The sequence below is a fragment of the Streptomyces sp. NPDC048331 genome (assembly GCF_043201215.1).
Classification (GTDB): domain Bacteria; phylum Actinomycetota; class Actinomycetes; order Streptomycetales; family Streptomycetaceae; genus Streptomyces.
In genome coordinates this window covers 1-18,214 of the sequence record NZ_JBICYT010000062.1, presented here as the reverse complement: position 1 = coordinate 18,214, position 18,214 = coordinate 1, and the positions used below count along the sequence as shown (strand labels likewise).

The 18,214-nt window shown below is 71.5% G+C and carries 18 protein-coding genes; 13 read left to right on the top strand and 5 right to left on the bottom strand.

Annotated features, from left to right (window positions below; translation table 11 throughout):
• The first annotated feature begins 87 nt into the window (after nucleotides 1-87).
• Entirely contained in the window at nucleotides 88-972 is an 885-nt protein-coding gene (locus tag ACGFYY_RS39980) for a helix-turn-helix transcriptional regulator (protein ID WP_030717316.1), read from the top strand.
• A gap of 220 nt (nucleotides 973-1,192) precedes the next feature.
• A complete protein-coding gene (locus ACGFYY_RS39975) occupies nucleotides 1,193-1,402 on the top strand; it encodes a DUF397 domain-containing protein (protein WP_030761589.1) in 210 nt (69 codons plus the stop codon).
• Nucleotides 1,403-1,635: 233 nt separating this feature from the next.
• Here the strand turns inward: ACGFYY_RS39975 and ACGFYY_RS39970 are convergent, their stop codons facing one another.
• Nucleotides 1,636-2,493 carry a hypothetical protein gene (locus tag ACGFYY_RS39970; protein WP_109780204.1) on the bottom strand — a complete coding sequence of 286 codons (858 nt, stop codon included), beginning with the start codon at nucleotides 2,491-2,493 and terminating at the stop codon, nucleotides 1,636-1,638.
• A gap of 139 nt (nucleotides 2,494-2,632) precedes the next feature.
• On the opposite strand from ACGFYY_RS39970, the gene ACGFYY_RS39965 reads away from it, so the two are divergent.
• Nucleotides 2,633-3,892 carry a PLP-dependent aminotransferase family protein gene (locus ACGFYY_RS39965; protein ID WP_393717204.1) on the top strand — a complete coding sequence of 420 codons (1,260 nt, stop codon included), beginning with the start codon at nucleotides 2,633-2,635 and terminating at the stop codon, nucleotides 3,890-3,892.
• Nucleotides 3,893-3,943: 51 nt separating this feature from the next.
• On the opposite strand, the gene ACGFYY_RS39960 is transcribed toward ACGFYY_RS39965, so the two are convergent.
• From ACGFYY_RS39960 to ACGFYY_RS39950, 3 genes are all read right to left on the bottom strand, one after another.
• The gene (locus ACGFYY_RS39960; protein WP_393717202.1) at nucleotides 3,944-4,456 is read right to left on the bottom strand and encodes a hypothetical protein; all 513 of its coding nucleotides are present in this window, start codon (nucleotides 4,454-4,456) and stop codon (nucleotides 3,944-3,946) included.
• The gene (locus ACGFYY_RS39955) at nucleotides 4,453-4,695 is read right to left on the bottom strand and encodes an amphi-Trp domain-containing protein (RefSeq protein WP_109780202.1); all 243 of its coding nucleotides are present in this window, start codon (nucleotides 4,693-4,695) and stop codon (nucleotides 4,453-4,455) included. Before ACGFYY_RS39955 ends, ACGFYY_RS39960 begins: the two co-directional genes overlap by 4 nt.
• A 90-nt stretch (nucleotides 4,696-4,785) precedes the next feature.
• Nucleotides 4,786-6,123, bottom strand: a complete 1,338-nt coding sequence (locus tag ACGFYY_RS39950) for a diacylglycerol/lipid kinase family protein (protein WP_393717199.1) — start codon at nucleotides 6,121-6,123, stop codon at nucleotides 4,786-4,788.
• Between the two features lie 602 nt (nucleotides 6,124-6,725).
• Between ACGFYY_RS39950 and ACGFYY_RS39945 the strand changes: the two genes are divergently transcribed.
• The 5 genes from ACGFYY_RS39945 to ACGFYY_RS39925 all read left to right on the top strand — a co-directional run bounded on the left by ACGFYY_RS39945 (nucleotide 6,726) and on the right by ACGFYY_RS39925 (nucleotide 13,141).
• Nucleotides 6,726-7,103, top strand: a complete 378-nt coding sequence (locus ACGFYY_RS39945) for a hypothetical protein (protein ID WP_393717197.1) — start codon at nucleotides 6,726-6,728, stop codon at nucleotides 7,101-7,103.
• An 8-nt stretch (nucleotides 7,104-7,111) separates the two neighbouring features.
• The gene (locus tag ACGFYY_RS39940) at nucleotides 7,112-8,851 is read left to right on the top strand and encodes a putative T7SS-secreted protein (protein ID WP_393717195.1); all 1,740 of its coding nucleotides are present in this window, start codon (nucleotides 7,112-7,114) and stop codon (nucleotides 8,849-8,851) included.
• 14 nt (nucleotides 8,852-8,865) lie between these two features.
• The gene (locus ACGFYY_RS39935) at nucleotides 8,866-9,630 is read left to right on the top strand and encodes a hypothetical protein (RefSeq protein ID WP_393717193.1); all 765 of its coding nucleotides are present in this window, start codon (nucleotides 8,866-8,868) and stop codon (nucleotides 9,628-9,630) included.
• A 111-nt stretch (nucleotides 9,631-9,741) separates the two neighbouring features.
• Nucleotides 9,742-10,524 carry an SDR family oxidoreductase gene (locus tag ACGFYY_RS39930; RefSeq protein ID WP_365278774.1) on the top strand — a complete coding sequence of 261 codons (783 nt, stop codon included), beginning with the start codon at nucleotides 9,742-9,744 and terminating at the stop codon, nucleotides 10,522-10,524.
• 40 nt (nucleotides 10,525-10,564) lie between these two features.
• Nucleotides 10,565-13,141 (top strand): bifunctional FO biosynthesis protein CofGH, encoded by a 2,577-nt coding sequence (locus tag ACGFYY_RS39925; protein ID WP_393717191.1) that lies wholly within the window; start codon nucleotides 10,565-10,567, stop codon nucleotides 13,139-13,141.
• A gap of 122 nt (nucleotides 13,142-13,263) precedes the next feature.
• On the opposite strand, the gene ACGFYY_RS39920 is transcribed toward ACGFYY_RS39925, so the two are convergent.
• Nucleotides 13,264-14,328: a tyrosine-protein phosphatase gene (locus tag ACGFYY_RS39920; RefSeq protein WP_393717189.1), complete on the bottom strand. Its 1,065-nt coding sequence runs from the start codon at nucleotides 14,326-14,328 to the stop codon at nucleotides 13,264-13,266.
• 662 nt (nucleotides 14,329-14,990) lie between these two features.
• Between ACGFYY_RS39920 and ACGFYY_RS39915 the strand changes: the two genes are divergently transcribed.
• The 5 genes from ACGFYY_RS39915 (at nucleotide 14,991) to ACGFYY_RS39895 (ending at nucleotide 18,086) form a co-directional block, all read left to right on the top strand.
• Nucleotides 14,991-16,109 carry an ADP-ribosylglycohydrolase family protein gene (locus ACGFYY_RS39915; RefSeq protein ID WP_393717222.1) on the top strand — a complete coding sequence of 373 codons (1,119 nt, stop codon included), beginning with the start codon at nucleotides 14,991-14,993 and terminating at the stop codon, nucleotides 16,107-16,109.
• An 89-nt stretch (nucleotides 16,110-16,198) separates the two neighbouring features.
• The gene (locus tag ACGFYY_RS39910) at nucleotides 16,199-17,059 is read left to right on the top strand and encodes a TIGR03619 family F420-dependent LLM class oxidoreductase (protein WP_365277294.1); all 861 of its coding nucleotides are present in this window, start codon (nucleotides 16,199-16,201) and stop codon (nucleotides 17,057-17,059) included.
• Nucleotides 17,060-17,121: 62 nt separating this feature from the next.
• Nucleotides 17,122-17,463, top strand: coding sequence for a hypothetical protein (locus tag ACGFYY_RS39905; RefSeq protein WP_393717187.1), 342 nt, complete (start codon nucleotides 17,122-17,124; stop codon nucleotides 17,461-17,463).
• Complete coding sequence (locus tag ACGFYY_RS39900) at nucleotides 17,444-17,686, top strand: hypothetical protein (protein ID WP_393717185.1); 243 nt, start codon at nucleotides 17,444-17,446, stop codon at nucleotides 17,684-17,686. The genes ACGFYY_RS39905 and ACGFYY_RS39900 overlap by 20 nt, the downstream gene beginning before the upstream one ends.
• Before the next feature lie 157 nt (nucleotides 17,687-17,843).
• Nucleotides 17,844-18,086: a hypothetical protein gene (locus ACGFYY_RS39895; RefSeq protein WP_393717183.1), complete on the top strand. Its 243-nt coding sequence runs from the start codon at nucleotides 17,844-17,846 to the stop codon at nucleotides 18,084-18,086.
• The last annotated feature ends 128 nt before the right edge of the window (nucleotides 18,087-18,214 follow it).

The following is an 18,214-nucleotide window of genomic DNA, read 5'->3' as shown; positions in this document are numbered from 1 at the left end:
CGCCGCCCGCTTCGGTGGCAGTCTGCTCAACACCAGATACGCAGAGAGACAGCTGCAACGACAGAAGAAGGCGGAGGTGCCGTTCACGTGGCGTCCAATGTCAATCCCACCGTCCGACGCCGCCGACTGGGCATGGAGTTGCGCAAGCTCCGCGAGGACAAGGGCATGACGGCCGAACAGGTCGCCGAGCGCCTCCTCGTCTCCCAGTCGAAGATCAGCCGACTGGAGAACGGCCGCCGTTCGATCAGCCAGCGCGACGTCCGCGACCTGTGCGACGTCTACGAGGTCGAGGACCGCCGCCTCATCGACTCGCTCATGCAGATGGCCAAGGACTCCCGCCAGCAGGGCTGGTGGCACGCCTTCGGCGACATCCCGTACAGCGTCTACATCGGCCTGGAGACGGACGCCGCCAGCCTGCGTACGTATGAGCCCCTGGTGATCCCGGGGCTGCTCCAGACCACGGAGTACGCCCAGTCCCTGGTCCGCGGCGCGTGGCCGGAGACCGCCCCGGCCGACGTCGACAAGCGCGTCCAGGTCCGCATGCACCGCCAGAAGCGGCTCTCCGAGACGGAGAACAACAACCCGGACCTCGGTCCGCTGCGCCTGTGGGCGGTGATCGACGAGGCGGCGTTGCGCCGGCGCGTGGGCGACGCCCAGTTGATGATCCGGCAGCTCGAATACTTGATAGAGCAATCGGAGCAGCCGCACGTCACGGTGCAGGTGATGCCCTTCGAGCTGGGCGCGCACCCCGGCGTGAACGGCCAGTACGCGATCCTGGAGTTCCCGGACGCGTCCGACTCGACCGTCGTCTACATCGAGGGCGTGACGAGCGACCTGTACCTGGAGAAGGCCAACGACGTCCAGAAGTACAGCGTGATGTACGAGCACCTGCGCGCGCAGGCGCTCAATGTCGACCAGACCCGGGACTTCATCTCGGGGATCATCAACCAATATGCCGACAAGGGCGCATAGGGGCGGGATACGACCGAGATCTACCATGCCTGTGGCAAGCGGGTCGGTACCGTACACCGTCACTCCCCAGCCACAGAAGGCTTGAATGGAATATGCCACCCGGTCGGGTGAATGGTCCCTTCACCCGTCAGGAGCTGCCGGTAGCGTCGATCAGGTCAGCCGGAAAAGTGGCCGACAGGACACCGGAACTACCGGAACTACTCGCTCACCGGAGAGAAACATGGCTATTCGCCAGGGCGCCACGGCCAACTGGATCAAGTCCTCCTACTCCGCCAACGGCGCCTGCGTCGAGGTCAAGTCCCCTGTCATGGAGGCCATCGCCGTCCGCGACTCGAAGGCGCAGGACGGCCCGTCCCTCACCTTCGCGCCCGACTCCTGGACCTCGTTCGTCGCCGGCGTCACCGAGGGCCGGCTGGGACGCCTCGCCTGAACGTCACGGCGCGTCCCAACCGTCCTCGCCGTCCCTACCGTTCGGTCCCCGCGGTCGGCACCAGCGGGCCCGGCTGTCGCACCACTTGCACCACCCGCAGCACTCGCAGCACATGTACCACCCGCAGCACCCGCGTCACTGACTGGAGCCCTCTCGACCGACCCGCCGTCTTGGCCGAGGGGGCTCGGCCATGCCCGGGGCGCCGGTGATCACCTCAGCGCCCCTCGCGCCCCTCAGCGCAATCGGTCGACGTAACGGTCGGTCCCCGGCACCGTCGGGATGAACGGCGCCACCAGCTCCACCCGCCCCAGCCCGGCCTCCGCGACCTCCGTGTCCAGCCCCTGGAAGCGGTCCCAGCAGGTACGGGGGTCCTGCTGGAGGAACCACAGCAGGGTGAGGCGGGTGTCGACGCCTTCCACCTGCTTGACGTACGTCATCCGGTCACCGGGCAGCGGAGTGGGACGGAAGACCGTCACCATCGCGGCCGGACCGCCGTGCAGCCGCTTCGGCAGGGCGCGCGAGCGCAGCCACTCCAGCAACTCGGCCCGCTGCTCGGGCCCGTCGGCGTCGACGACCTGGACGACGAGGCCCTCGTACGGATGGTCCAGGGCGTGGAAGTCCCGTGGGCCGGCGGCGCCGTCGCGGTAGACGGTGGCGGCGTGGTCCTGGAAGGACGTGAAGACGTGGGTGCGGTCCTGGTAGACCCGCCCGTCGCGGTTCAGGCGCTTGTTGATGCCGACGGTCCACTTCATGTGCTCGTCGTAGCGACCCTGGGTGACCCAGTACGTCGAGATGTAGCAGCCGGCGGTGACCGGCTGGGCGACGGCCGACTTCTCGGGGTAGCGCAGCTCCTGCAGCTCGCGGGTGGCGACCCAGCGACGGCCCGCGTACATCCAGGGCATGGCCATGGCGCCGGCGTAGTAGTGGTCGTCCTCGTACCAGCGGTTGTACGCGTACTCGTGGCCCGGGTGCGGTTCCACCATGGTGATCAGCGCATGGCCGGGGTGGACGCCGTAGGGGCCGACGGCCGCGAGCTCGGCGTAGTCCTCGACGCGGGTGTCCTGCTGCGGGTCCTGCTCTCCTGTCGTCATGGGAACGGTCTAGCTGATGCAGCGTCAGATAGGGAGGGGTCGGGGGACCTCGGCGGCCGGTCCACCCCCTGATACATACGTGCCGTCTACAACTTTCCCTCGCTACGATGCGCGCACCCGCCTCCTGAAGGAGCTGCCCGTGCCTGCCGCCGTGCCCGCCACCGCCACCGCCGCCACCGCCGCCACCCTCGCCCTCTCCACCGCCCCCGCGCCGCCGCCCGCGTTCGCCGCTCGTGCCACCTCCGTGGAGGGGTCGCCCGTACGCGAGATCCTCGCGCTCACCGAACGCCCCGGGATCGTCTCCCTCGCCGGCGGCCTCCCCGCGCCCGAACTCTTCGACACCGAGGGCCTGCGTGCGGCGTACGACGCCGCCTTCGCGGTGTCCGCGCGGCGCGCGCTCCAGTACTCGACCACCGAAGGCGCTCCCGAGCTCCGCGAGACGGTCGCCGCCCGGGCGACCGCGCGCGGGCTGCCGACCGGCCCGGACGACGTACTCATCACCTCGGGCTCCCAGCAGGCCCTGACCCTCATCACCGCCACCCTGGTCGAACCGGGCGACGTGGTGCTGGTCGAGAACCCCACCTACCTCGCGGCCCTCCAGTGCTTCCGCCTCGCGGGGGCCCGGGTCGTGGCCGTGCCCTGCGACGCGGAGGGCATCCTGCCGGACGCGCTGGCGGACGTCGTCGCGCGTGAGCGGCCGAAGCTGCTGTACACCGTCCCCACCTTCCAGAACCCGACCGGCCGCACCCTCCCGACCGACCGCCGCGCGGCGGTCGCGCGGACCGCGGCCCGGCTCGGGCTGTGGCTGGTGGAGGACGACCCGTACGGGGAACTCCGTTACGAGGGCTCCGACGTCCCGTGGCTGGCCGCGCACCCGGGGGCGGAGGACCGTACGGCTCTGCTCGGCAGCTTCTCCAAGGTGATGGCCCCCGGGCTGCGCCTCGGCTGGCTCCGGGCCCCGGCGGCGCTGCGGCGGGCCGCGGTGGTCGCCAAGCAGGCGGCGGACCTCCACACCTCCACCGTCGACCAGCTGGCCGCGGCGCACTACCTCGCGACCGTGGACCTCGACGCGCACATAGCCGCGGTCCGGACGGCCTACCGGGAGCGCCGCGACGCCCTGCACGGCGCCCTGGGCCGGACCCTGTCGGCCGACTGCGAGTGGAACCTGCCCGCGGGCGGCATGTTCCTGTGGGCCCGGCTGCCGGCGGACCACGAGGCGACGGACCTGCTCAGGACGGCCGTCGCGCACGGGGTCGCCTTCGTCCCGGGCGCCCCCTTCTACGCCACCGCGCCGGACCCCCGCACCCTGCGCCTCTCCTTCACGACGCACACGCCGGCCGAGATCGCCGAGGGCGTCGGCCGGCTGGGCGCGGCGCTGGCGGAGTACGGGGGACGGTAGCGCGAAGGTCGCCGGAAGGCGGAGCGGAGGTCGCCGTCGCGCCACCGCCCTTCAATGCGCGAGGGCGACCTTGAGGAGCACGATGAGCAGCCCGAGGAGGAGGTTGATCGCGCCGGCCAACATCATCATCCGGCGCGAGGCACCGGCGCGGCTGGCGGCCACGGTGGCCCAACCGACCTGGCCGATCAGGGCGACCGCGAGCGCCAGCCAGGCGATGCCCTGGGGCCCCAGACCGAGCCACGGGGCGATGAGGGCGGCGACGGCCGGTGGGACGGCCGCCTTGATGATCGGCCGCTCCTCCTTGGCCGTACTGCGGATCACGCCCCAGCTCAGGTGGTGCACCATACGGGCCCCGAAGAGGCGGGCGAAGACGTGCGCGGCCCAGAACACGATGCCGGTGCCCAGGAGCAGCACGGCGAGTTCCAGTCGCGGGAACTTGCCGAGCGTCCCGGCCCCGACCACGACGGAGGCCGCCAGCAGGGAGCCGTAGACGGCGCCGCTGTAGTCGCCGCGCCCCGCCTCCCCCTCCGGGACCGTCCGCGGGCCGTCCGGGGGCGCTGTCACGCGGCCCCGGCCTGCCTGGTGGGCCACTTGAGCTCGATCTCCATCTCGATCTCCCCGTCGCCGACCTCGACCTCGATCTCGGTGCGTAGCTCGTCGGGGACGCGCAGGCTCATCTTCCCGGGGCCGAGTTCCAGTTCGGCGTTGCCGCCGTGGCGCAGCGCCTCCGCGAGCGCGGCGAGCTGATCGGCGGCCTCGAGGCGGGAAAGGGAACTCTTCTGCTCGAACTTGAGGTCCTTCACGGATGTCTCCAATCCGCCAATCCGCTACGAGCACCGGGTAAGGCCCATTGTGCGGCCGCCCCGGGGGTCGGGCATCCCGGGCATCTCGGGCTAGGAGGTGTTCTGCCGCGTCGGTCGGTCGAAGGCCAGGGCGAGTACCTCGCTCCACTGCATGGGCGGAGCGGCCGGCGGGGCTCCGGGGCGACCCCTGGGCACCCGTACGCGCAAGGCGCCGGGGCGGACGGCGCAGGTCACGGGTGTGGGCATGGTCAGCGCCTCGCCGTCCACGGCGACGGCGATGCGTTCCGCGGCCGATCCGATGACGACCTGGCGTGAGGTGAGCAGGTGCAGGCCCGTCGCCTTCGCCCCGCGCAGCGCGACGTCGGCCGCCTGGGCGGCGTTGTTCACCCGGATCCCGACGACGCCGAGCACGCCGAGGTCGAGCCGGGACCGGCGGGCGCCCATCGGTTCGGGGGACGAGTACGGGTTGTTGCTGACCAGTAGCGCCTGCTGGGCCTCCAGCCGCTTCTCGTCGGTCACCGCGTCGAGGGTGGTGCCGGCGTAGCCCAGGAGGAGGTCGGGCAGTGCGGCGAGGGCCGAGTCCGCCTTGGCGTCCCGGTACTCCGGTCGTTGCACGATCTCCGCGTAGACGCCGAACGAGGCCGTGTTGACGAAGCACTGGCCTCCCACGACCCCCAGATCGACCCTGAGCTCCTCCCCGTCGACCAGCGCGTCCAGGCAGCGGGCCGGGTCCTCGCGGTCCAGCCCGAGGTCCATGGCGAAGTGGTTCCGGGTGCCGGCCGAGATCACGAGGAACGGCAGGTCGTGCTCGGCGGCCACCTCGGCCACCCGGGCCTGGGTCCCGTCGCCGCCGGCCACCCCGAGCAGGTCCGCGCCGTCGGCCACCGCCTGCCGGGCGAGGGCGGCGACGTCGGTGACGACCTCCGGGTCCAGCAGCACCACCCGGGCGCCGAGCGCCTCGCCCTTCTCGACGAGGCCGAAGCGGCCGACCTTCCCGCCACCGGACTTCGGATTCATGATCAGCACCGGGCTCCGCGGGGCGTCGGCGCGTACGGCGGCACGCATCCCGTCGGGCCGGCGCGCGGCGCGCAGCGCGGTCCGCGCGCAGGCCACGGCGGCGGCCCACAGCGCGATGGCCAGCAGAGCCGTGGGCCAGAGGTCCGCGCGGGCGTAGATGAGCAGGATGGCCACGGGCGCGCCCACCATCAGCAGGCTGCCGACCAGCCGGACGGCTCCGTGATGGGACACCACCCACCAGGTCCCCATGGCCGTGAGCGCCGCCCCGGCGATCCCGACGACGAGGACGAGCAGCCCCCCGACGATCCCCTCGCCGACCAGGGTCAGCGCCGCGAGCACCGCACAGACCACCGCCAGCAGGGCCCACAACCGAGCCCGCCGGGGCGGGCCGGAAGAATCCGGGAGTGCCATGCCCTCACGTCCTCGCCTCGTACCGCGGGGTCATCTCCGATCATCTCCCGAACCGAATCGACCGTCGACGTGAACGCGAACCCGCGCGAGACGCGGCACAGCCCACTCGAAGAGCTCAGGTTCGACTCGACACGCCTGGCGGGGCACGTGTCCTACTAAACGACAAATTTTGCCCACCCACGCCGCCATGCAAAAGTACGTTCGATCATGCGCAAAAGGGCAGCGGTGGGGGTTTCCAGGTGAGGTTCGACGAGGGGTGGGGGCGGCTCCGGGCCGCTACCGCGGACGCCGCCTGCAGCCGACCGCCGGCAGCGGATCCGGTGGCGCAGGCACGGGAGGCCGCAGCGTGAGCGGGGACGGGGCGGATCTCGATGTGTCGAAGCCGGCACTGGCTCAGATCGCGAAGGGGATCACGGACAGCTTGGCGGAGCTGAAGGAAGTCGGTTCGGTGGGCTCGGCGAGCATGGGAGGCGGCTTCACGGCACTGGCTCTCTCGGGGATGGAGACCGGGCACGAGGGTCTGGCGTCCACCCTGGGCACGTTCTGCGAACGCTGGGGCTGGGGGGGTCCGCTCGCTGGTGCGGCAAGGTAACGCCTTCGCCATGAAGGTAGGGCTCTCGGCGGGCGCGATGTACGAACAGGACCAGTACATCCAGGGGAGCTTCAAGGTCGTGGCGAACGCGGCACTGGGCAACCCGTACGCCGAGGAGAAGGACATCATCGCCAAGGACTGGGGCGAGGTCCTCTCCGACAACCCGATCACACAGATCCGGGACGCCGACTACAGCCGCGAGTCCTACGACCGGGCCACGGAGAACGGCAGCGAGGCGTGGAAGAGCGCCGTCCGGGACCTGAACAGTTCCGACATCCTGCTGTCCAACCAGCTCGCCGATGCGGTCGGACTGCGGGACGAGATGGACGCGGTGGTCGAGGGCACGGTCGGCCCGGCACCCGAGGCGCAGCCGGGTGGTGAGGGCTGATGACGGACTTGGGCGGACTGATCGACAAGGGTCTCGACAAGATCGACGAGAAGGTCGATTCGGCCAAGAAGGTCATCGGCCACGGCGTGGACCGGGCCACCGACGAGATCGGTGGCGCCCTCGACCGTGCCGGCGCGCACGGCTGGGCGGACAAGGTCGAGGACTTCGGTGACAACGCCGCGTCCCGTCTGGGGGCCACCGTACGGGAGCAGCAGCTCGGCGAGAGCGAGCAGGCGGACGAGCTGATCCACGGCAGGTCGTCGACGCTCCGCGAGTCGGCCAAGCACTTCGCAGACTTCCAGGCGGCCTTCGACCGGGTCGGCCAGGGCATGAAGGCCCTCGACTCGGACCGGTGGAAGGGGCAGGCGGCCGACGCGTTCCGGGCGAAGTTCGCGATGCATCCCACCGACTGGCTGCGCGCCTCCGACGCGTGCGAGGCGGCGAGCGTTGCGCTGGCCCGGTACGCGGAAACGGTGGAGTGGGCGCAGAAGCAGGCCCGGGAGGCCATCGAGCTGCACAAGGCGGCGATGAAGGCGTCCAAGGAAGCCCACGACGCCCACCTCAAGAACAAGGACGCCTACGAGGCCGCCGCGAAGGCCGGCCACGATCCGGGCCCGGTCCCGGTCGAGGGCGCGGACCCGGGAGACGCGGCCCGCACGCGGGCCAAGGAGATCCTGGACGAAGCCCGCAGGCAGCGCGACGAGGCGGCCACGACGGCCGAACGCGCCCTCAAAGCGGCCATGGAGCACGCCCCGGCCGAGCCCCCGGCGACGGACCGGCTGTTGGCCGACATCGTCGACTACGCAGGCTCGGAGTCGGTCGAACTCAGCCACGTCGTGGGTGGCGCGCTCAAGGGCACGGCGGGAACTCTGAATTTCGCCCGCGGCCTGAACCCCCTGGACGTGTACAACCTGACGCACCCGGCAGATTTCCACCAGAACCTCAGCATGACGCTGGCCGGTCTCGTCTCCACCGCGTCCCACCCCGAACGCATCCCCGGCCCGATGATCGACAGCTATATGGCCGACCCCGACGAATTCAAGGGCCGCCTCCTCCCCGACCTCATCGGCTCGAAGGGCTTGCCCACGATCCGGTCCGGAATGCGCTTCGCCGAGGACGCGGCGGAGAGCGCGGCCCGCAGGGAAGCCGCCCGGGTGGGTGAGCATGCGGAACCCAGCGGTACGTCCGCCGGCCCACCCGATGAGCGCGGTCTTCTGATGCGTCAGGATGACGACTTCTACAGCGAGCTCAACAGCAGGGGACAGCGAAAGTCCCACCTGAATGAGAACGGCGACCTTGTCCCAGCCAATCCGGACGGCCAGGCAAGTATCGTCGACCACGTGGTCGGACGAGACCCTAAGAAATCAGACAGTCCTTACACGTCCTTGAGCAGTGATGGAGCCGACGCCAAGGACTTTGGTAACGGGAAAATAAAAATCGACCTACCCCGCCTGGAACAGGACATAGCAAGCGGCCGCGTCCAAGGCGTGAGCGTCCACTCCCCTGAGGATGTCCAATCGGCAATTCAAGCGAGCGCGAACGAGATCGCAGGCAGACATGTCGATCTCACGGTGCCGCCTGACAGCACTCGTCCGGCGATCGAGGAAGCGGCACGTGAACTGGGGCTCAGCAACACGAAGACCAAGCGGATCGCCCAGCGGATGGTCGACATGATGAACACACGACGCGATCAGGAATGGCTGATCAAAGGTATCGTTCCCAGCGACTACATCTCGGGACCACAGTGAGACAGGGCAGCAGAATGACCCGATTCGAAGACCTCCTTGGAACCGACTTCGAAGGAAATCCGACCGACGACGTGGATGATGTCATCTACGGCGGCTACGACCACCCCGAGCATCGCGAGCGCGTTGCTGACCTCATCCGGCTCCTCGATGACACGTCGGCCGGCGACCAGCATCGATATCTCGCCTGCTTGACTCTTGCGGCCTGGGGGGAGGCGGAAGGGTACGAAGCAGTTCGACAAGCGACTTCGAATCCGCGCGCCGTTCCTTGGTACGACCTCGTGATGGACCGGAAGTTCTCGGTGGACTGCAGCTACGGACAGTTTTCCGCCGCCGTGGCGGACAGCCGTGAGCTCGCCGAAGAGAAGAACAACTCGGGTCTCAGACTGGAAACGTTCCGCTCCCTGATCCACATTGCGGACCGCGAGTACTTCGAGGAAAAGCTCGGGGACTACCTGGACGAAGCGGTCGTGCGTGCCTGCCTCCCTGACATCCATGACGTCGTCAGCCGGGGCCTGACGTCGCTCACCGAAGGGGATCAGCCACGGTTCGACCTACCTACCCAGCTGGTCGACCTCGCCAACTCGGTTGTCACCGTCGCCGAGGAGACAGGGGTACAGATGGTTCTGCAGATCCTGCGAGCAGCTCCCTCAGGGCGCACCATGGCGCACGCCGTCGCCGCGGTGCACCGGGCTGCCGGACCCAGCAAGAACGCACTGGCCGACCACCTCTACCTCAACGGGAGCGCGCACGTACGGAGGCTGCTCGCCGATCGCGGGTGAACGCCGGGCCGGGCCATTCCCGCCGGGCCGGCATCGCAGAGCCCCTTCACACGGACGCACCCGCGCCGTAGCCTGACGCACCGTCAGATAAACCGCGCCCGGAGGTCCGTCATGCTGCTGCAAGGGAAGACCGTCATCGTCTCCGGGGTCGGGGCCGGGCTCGGGCATCAGGTGGCCGCCACCGTCGTGCGGGACGGCGGGAACGCCGTGCTCGGGGCGCGGACCGAGGCGAATCTCGCCAAATCCGCCGCCGAGATCGACCCCGACGGCGCGCACACCGCCTACCGGGCCACCGACATCACCGACGAGGCCCAGTGCGCGGCCCTCGCCGAGCTCGCGCTCACCCGCTTCGGCCGGATCGACGCCGTCGTGCACGTCGCCGCCTGGGACTCGTACTTCGGGGGCCTGGAGGACGCCGACTTCGGGACCTGGCAGCAGATCATCGACGTCAACCTGCTCGGCACGCTGAAGATGACCCGCGCCTGCGTGCCCGCGCTCAAGGAACGCGGAGGCTCCGTGGTGATCATCGGGACGCAGTCGGCCGTCGCCGCGCCCAACGAGGTGCAGCAGGCCGCCTACGCCGCCTCCAAGGGGGCGCTGACCTCCGCCATGTACTCCATGGCCCGCGAGCTCGGCCCGCAGCGGATCCGCGTCAACACCGTGCTGCCCGGCTGGATGTGGGGGCCGCCCGTGCAGGCCTTCGTCACCTTCACCGCCCACACCGAGGGCGTCCCCGAGGCCGAGGTGCACGCCCGCCTCACCCAGCGGATGGCACTGCCCGATCTGGCCACCGACGGGGATGTCGCCGACTCCGTCGCCTTCCTCGCCTCCGACCGGGCCCGCGCGATAACCGGCCAGTCTCTGCTGGTCAACGCCGGTGAGCTGATGCGGTGACCCACTCCACCCCCGGATCAGCGGATCGTATGCTCGGCCCATGACCACTCCGAGTGACGCACCGACCGACAACGCCATGCGCCGCGCGCTCCGGCGGGCCCGCGATGGCGTCGCGCTCGACGCGACCGAGGCGGCCGTACTCCTCCAGGCGCGTGGCAAGGACCTGGGGGACCTCGCCGCCTCCGCCGCACGGGTAAGGGACGCCGGGCTCGCCGCCGCCGGGCGGCCCGGTGTCATCACGTACTCCCGCAAGGTCTTCATCCCCCTCACCCGCCTCTGCCGCGACCGGTGCCACTACTGCACCTTCGTCACCATCCCCGGGAAGCTCCGCAAGAGCGGCCACGGGATGTACCTCTCCCCCGACGAGGTCCTCGACATCGCCCGCCAGGGCGCGGCGATGGGCTGCAAGGAAGCCCTCTTCACTCTCGGCGACCGCCCCGAGGACCGCTGGCCCGAGGCCCGCGAGTGGCTCGACGCGCACGGCTACGACGACACCCTCGCCTACGTGCGCGCCATGGCGATCCGGGTCCTGGAGGAGACCGGCCTGTTGCCGCACCTCAACCCCGGCGTCCTGTCCTGGTCCGACCTCCAGCGGCTCAAGCCCGTCGCCCCGTCCATGGGCATGATGCTGGAGACCACCGCCACCCGGCTGTGGTCCGAGCCGGGCGGCCCCCACCACGGCTCCCCCGACAAGGACCCGGCCGTCCGACTGCGCGTGCTGGAGGACGCGGGGCGCTCCAACGTCCCCTTCACCACCGGCGTCCTCATCGGCATCGGCGAGTCCTACGAGGAGCGCGCCGACGCCTTCTTCGAGCTCCGCCGGATCCAGCGCAGCTACCACGGCATCCAGGAGGTCATCGTCCAGAACTTCCGCGCCAAGCCGGACACCGCCATGCGCGGCATGCCGGACGCGGAACTGGAAGAGTTGGCCGCCGCCATCGCGGTCGCCCGGCACATCCTGGGCCCGAGCGCCCGCATCCAGGCCCCGCCGAACCTGGTGGACGCCGAGTACGCGCTGCTCATCGGCGCGGGCATCGACGACTGGGGCGGCGTCTCCCCGCTGACCCCCGACCACGTCAACCCCGAGCGCCCCTGGCCGCACATCGAGGAACTGGCCGCGCGGACCGCCGCCGCCGGCTTCGAGCTGCGCGAACGCCTCACCATCTACCCGGAGTTCCTGCAGCGCGGCGAGCCCTGGCTGGACCCGCGGCTGCTGCCGCACGTACGGGCGCTGGCCGACCCGCAGTCCGGGCTGGCCGACGAGGGCGCCCTGGTCGAGGGCCGGCCGTGGCAGGAGCCGGACGAGGCCTTCACGGCGTACGGACGTACGGACCTGCACGCCAGCATCGACACCGAAGGCCGCACCGGCGACCGCCGTGACGACTTCGACGACGTGTACGGGGACTGGGAGGCGCTGCGGGAGGCGGCCGCGCCCGGAATGGTCGCCGAACGCATCGACACCGACGTACGCGGCGCCCTCGCGCAGGCCGCCGACGACCCGACGAAGCTGACGGACGCGCAGGCGCTGGCGCTGCTGCACGCGGACGGGCCGGCGCTCGACGCCCTGTGCCGCATCGCCGACGACCTGCGCAGGTCCGTGGTCGGCGACGAGGTCACGTACATCGTCACGCGGAACATCAACTTCACCAACGTCTGCTACACCGGCTGCCGCTTCTGCGCCTTCGCGCAGCGCCGCACGGACGCCGACGCCTACACCCTCTCCCTCGACCAGGTCGCCGACCGGGCCGCCCAGGCCTGGGACGTGGGCGCGGTCGAGGTGTGCATGCAGGGCGGCATCCACCCGGACCTGCCCGGGACGGCCTACTTCGACATCGCGCGCGCCGTGAAGCAGCGGGTCCCCGGCATGCACGTGCACGCCTTCTCGCCGATGGAGGTGGTGAACGGGGCGACCCGCACGGGGATGTCCGTACGGGACTGGCTGACGGCGGCCAAGGAGGCGGGCCTGGACTCGATCCCGGGCACGGCGGCGGAGATCCTGGACGACGAGGTCCGCTGGGTGCTGACCAAGGGCAAGCTGCCGACGGCGGACTGGATCGACGTCATCACCACCGCGCACGAGCTCGGGATCCGCTCCTCGTCCACGATGATGTACGGGCACGTGGACCAACCGCGGCACTGGCTCGGCCACTTCCGGACCCTGTCCCGGATCCAACAGCGGACCGGTGGTTTCACGGAGTTCGTCACGCTCCCCTTCATCCACACCAACGCGCCCGTGTACCTGGCGGGCATCGCACGGCCGGGCCCGACGGTCCGGGACAACCGCGCGGTGACGGCGATGGCCCGGATCCTGCTGCATCCGCACATCCCCAACATCCAGACGAGTTGGGTGAAGCTGGGGGCGGAGGGCGCGGCCGAGATGCTCCGGTCGGGGGCGAACGACCTGGGCGGGACGCTGATGGAGGAGACCATCTCGCGGATGGCCGGGTCGAGTTACGGCTCGTACAAGTCGGTACAGGACCTGATCGCCGTGGCCGAGGCGGCCGGGCGGCCCGCGAAGGCCCGTACGACGCTGTACGGGGAGGTGCCGCGGGAGCGGCAGGAGGCGGCCCGCGCCTCGGACGGTCACCTGCCGGAGCTGCTGCCCGTCCTGGACTGAGCGCGAACGCGGACGTAGACGTAGACGTAGACGCGGACGCGCGGACGCGCGGACGGAGGGGAGCCGGGGACCGGCTCCCCTCCGTGCCGGCACGTGCCGCAGGTCGGCCGACGAGGATCAGGTCAGCCGACCAGCAGGTCCCGCTTCAGCTCCTTCAGCTCGCGGGCGTCGATGCCGAGCCCGTCCTCGAGGTAGCGGTCGAAGGAGCCGTACTTCGCCCGGACCTCGTCGTAGCCCGCGTTCAGGTACTCGGGGCGCACGTCGAGCAGCGGCTTGTAGACGGCTGCCTGCTGGGCGGGCAGGTGGGAGAGGATCGCGTCGTTGGCGGCCTTGCGGTAGTCGTTGCTGGCCAGGTAGTCGGCCTCGACGGTCTCGCGGGGGACGCCGAGGGCGGTCAGCAGGGCGGCGCCCGCCCAGCCGGTGCGGTCCTTGCCCGCGGTGCAGTGGAAGAGGACGGAGCGGGCACGGTCGCGCTCGATGCCTTCGAAGACCTGGGTGTACGCCTTCTTGCCGCCGGCGCCGGAGACCATCGCCCGCTCGGCGTCGACCATGGCCTTGACGGCCTCGTCGGGGGTGCGGGGCATGGTCTGGAAGGAGCCGGAGCCGGCGAAGACGTCGGCGACGACGTAGGTGGTGCCGGCGGGGACCTTGTCGGCGTCCTTGGTGCGCTCGTCCTCCATGCGGAGGTCGAAGACCGTCCTGACGCGCAGGCGCTGGAGCTTGGCGAGGTCGTTCTCGGTCAGCTTGTTCAGGGCGTCCGAGCGGTAGATCTCGCCCATCTTGACCCACTGGCCGGTGCTGGTGCGGTAGCCGCCGGCGTCGCGGAAGTTGGCGGTGCCGTCCAGCTTGATCAGGCGGTCGGCGAGGCGCAGGCCCTGTCCGCGCCCGGGCTTGAAGTCGAACCACTGGCGGTCGGCGGCGGGCAGGCCCTTGACCACGGCGCTGCCCTGGGAGCCGCCCTTCGCGACGACCTTGCCGTTCGCCTTGATCTCGACCCGGTCGGTGCCGCGGGCCTTCCACCGGAGGGTGAAGGAACCGTCGGCTCCGGCGGTGACGGTGGCTTCGGTGAACGGGACGGCGGACCGGTCGTGCCGGTGCCAGCCGGTGGCGGAGGCGAGCGGGGCCGCGACCACGGAGGCGGCGAGGGCGGTGGCGACGACGGTCGCGGCGAGGAGAGCCTTCTTCATGGCTCCGAGGCTGGGCGGCCGCGGAGAACGACCGATGAACGAGGCGTGACCGAAAACGACCGTCTCGAAGGCGACTGGCAAAACGTGCCATGCTCCAGATCGCGGCCAGAAGTCTTCGAATTCTGGCCGATCTACGCTCACTTACGGGCCCCGCGGTCGACCACTTCCGGATTCGACCGATCCTGTCCACTACAGTGCGGGTTCGCATGCGCGGCGGGTACGGGTAGGGACGCCGGGCATCGAGGGAACGGTCAGCGGGGGGCGCGGTGCCGGAGATGGACGCAGTGAACGCGACGAACGACACGGGCTTCGCGACGGGCCCCGGCCCGATCCCGGGCGGCCACGGCCCCACCGGCGGTGCCGCTACGCCGACCACTCCCGGCCCGGGCCAGAACCCGCCCCTCGACACCCCCGCCATCACCCTGCACGCCCCCACCCCGACCCCCACCACCCCGCCGGCCCCCACCACCCCGCCGGCCGGCCCCGCCCCGGCGGCCGGCCACGCCACGGCAGGCGGCCCCGGAGCCGGCCTCAGCCCGGTGACCCGTGCGGGTGGGCACGGCCCCGCGTCCGGGGCCGGGGTGACCGCCGCCGCGGACCGCACCGGCATCCGCACCCCCGCCCCCGCCCCGGCCGGGACGGACCGCACGCTCGGCCGCGGTATCGCCACCGGCCTGTGGGGCCGCGTCGAGCAGCAGGACTTCCGCAGCCGGGTCCGCGGCACCCTCCTCGGCTCCGCCCTCGGCGACGCCCTCGGCGCACCCGCCGCCGGCCTCTCCCTCGCCGCCCTGCGCGAGGCCCACGGCCCGGACGGCCTGACCGGTCCGGCCCCCGCCCTCGGTCGGCGTGGCCGGGTCACCGCCGCCACCCAGCTCACCCTGTTCACCGTGGACGGGCTGATACGGGCCCACGTACGCCGCGACTCCGGCGCCTGGCACCCGCCCACCGACCTGCACCGCGCGTACCTGCGCTGGGCGGCCACCCAGCACGACTGGGGCCCCGACGAGCGCCGCAAGGACAACGGCTGGCTCGCGCGGGAGGAATGGCTCTACGCCCGCCGCGCCCCGCACCGCGCCTGCCTGACCGGCTTCGCCGACGATGTCCTCGGCACCCTCGACCAGCCGAAGAACCCCACCGCCCGGGACGCGGCCGCCGCCACCCGCTCGGCCCCCTTCGGCCTGCTGGTCGGTTGGGAGCCCACCCTCGTCCTCCAACTGTCCGTCGAGTGCGCCGCGCAGAGCCACGGCCACCCCACCGCCCACCTGTCGGCCGGAGCCGTCGCCGTCATCGTCCACGGCCTGATCCGCGGCGACTCCCTCGACTCCGCCGTCCAGCGGGCCCTGGGCCTCTTGGGCGCCCGCCCCGGCCATCGGCCCGTCACGGACGCCCTCCAGCGCGCGCTGGCCGCCGTCACCCAGGGCTCGCCCGGCCCCGAGGCCGTCGAGGCCCTCGCCCCCGACGAGGCGGACGGATCCGACGCCGCCGACGCCCTCGCCGCCGCCGTCTACTGCGCCCTCGTCGCCGAGGACGTACCGCAGGGTCTGCGCCTCGCCGTCAACCACGGCGGCGACTCCATCGCCGCCGGCGCCCTGTGCGGGGCCCTGCTCGGCGCGCTCCACGGCGAGACGGCCCTCCCGGCCGCCTGGCTCGCCGAGCTCGAAGGGCGCGCCGCGCTGCTGGAACTCGCCGACGACTTCGCCCTGGAGATGACGCAGGGGCCGAGCCTGCACGGCCCCACCGCCGCCTCCTCCGGCTGGCTGGCCCGCTACCCGCGCGGCTGAACCGCGACCCCGCCACCTGACGCCCCCTCAACATTCGAGGGCCCAGCCCGTACCGTGGCGGGTCCCACGTCTCGGAGGTGCCAGAACACATGCGGATCGCCACGACCATCTTCCTCACCGACCGCACCATCTCCCCCGTTCGGCTGGCCCACAGCCTCGAAGAGCGCGGCTTCTCCGGCCTCTACCTCCCGGAACACACCCACATCCCGGTCAGCCGCGAGACCGCCGCTCCCATGGGCGGCGAACTCCCCGAGATGTACGGGCGCACCCTCGACCCCTTCGTCGCCCTCGGCCAGGCCGCCGCCGTCACCGAACGACTGCACCTCGGCACCGGCATCACCCTGGTCGCCCAGCACGACCCGATCGGCCTCGCGAAGCAGGTCGCCACCTTGGACCACCTCTCCCACGGCCGCCTCACCCTCGGCATCGGCTACGGCTGGAACGTCGAGGAGGCCGCCGACCACGGCGTCGAGTGGCGCACCCGCCGCGACCTCGTCCGCGACCGGATGGCGCTGATGCGCGCCCTGTGGTCCCCCGAGCCCACCGCGTACGTCGGCCAGTACAGCTCCGTCCAGGCCAGCACCGCCTACCCGAAGCCGGTCCAGCCCCCGCGCGAACTCGGCCCCGGCGCCCCCCTCCACGGCCCGCGCACCCTCATCGGCGGCGCGGCCGGCCCCAAGCTCTTCGCCGCGATCGCCGACCACGCCGACGGCTGGCTCCCCATCGGCGGCGGCGGACTCGGTGAGTCCCTTCCGGTGCTGCGGCAGATCTGGGAGACCGCCGGACGCGACCCGAAGTCCCTCCAGGTGGTCCCGTACGCGGTCCGGCCCACCCCCGGCAAGATGAGCCACTACGCCGACCTCGGCATCGAGGAGGTCGTCCTCCAGCTCCCGTCGGCGTCGAAGCCGGAAGTCCTGCGCACCCTGGACGAGTTCGCCCAGTACCTCTGACCGGCCGCCTCGTCCGTCGAAACCCCCTCGACGGGGGAAGGCCGCCCGCCGATCATGACGCCATGGCGAACCGAGGGGTGGACGGCGTGGACCGGGACATCGAGAACCAGTGGGCGGCGCTCCCGGAGGGCATCCGCACCCAGGCCGACGGATACGTCCTCCAGGACCGCCTCCTGCCGGCGATCAAGCTGGTGTGGGACGCCGGCCGAGCCTGGGGGGTCGACCTCCACAGGGCCGAGCGGATCGTGCACCTGCGCTACGAGCACCACGGCGACCGGGTGGCCCGTACGCCCGACTCCCCGATCGACTTCGACTCGCTCGCCGCCCTCGCCCACGGCGTCCCGGGCCGGGTGGTGGCGATCGAGGCGATCTGGGACGGGGACAGTGCACGACTGGTTCGTTAACCTGCTGGCCCTCGCGGAGGAGCCGGTCGGGGAGAAGTGCCTCGCCACGATCTACCGGGGCACGGCGCAACGTGCCCTCGGCGACGCCGACACCGGCGACCTCCACCCCTCGGCGGCCGCCGCCACCCGCGCGGGCACCGCCCTCGCCGAATACCTGGGCGTCCCCTTCCACTTCGCGAGCCCCGACACCCCGGACGACGCAGCCCCCCGCCTGCGGTCCTGACCTCAGCCCGCCGGGAACTCCCGGCACAGGGACACCTGATGCTACAGAGGGTGACCGCCATTGGGGTGAAAGACCGTTTCCCGTGAACTCTCCGTGATGTTGAGCCGGTCGCGTGCCGTCTGTCCGGCGCGTCGATCGAGATCTTTAGGAGAGTGTCATGCGTATTCGCTCTGCCCTGACGGCGTCCGTCCTGGCCGCCGGCATCCTGCTGGGCGGCGCCGGCGCGGCCCTGGCCAACGACGGTGTCGACATCGAAGGCTTCTCCGCCGGGCACAAGGCCTTCGCGTCCAACTGCTCCTCGTTCGCGGGCGTTCCGGCGAAGATCGGCCCCCTGTACGCCGACAACTGCGAGAAGGAGGGCGACAAGGAGTGGGCCAAGGCCTACCACCTGGGCGCCTGACGACCAGCGCCCGTGGGGGGGGGGGCCGGCCCCCCGCCCCCCCCCCCCGGGCGGCCCCCCCCCGCCCGCCCCCCCCCCGGGGGGCCGGGGGGGGTGGGAGTGTTGTGCGGGCGTAGAGAGAACAAAAA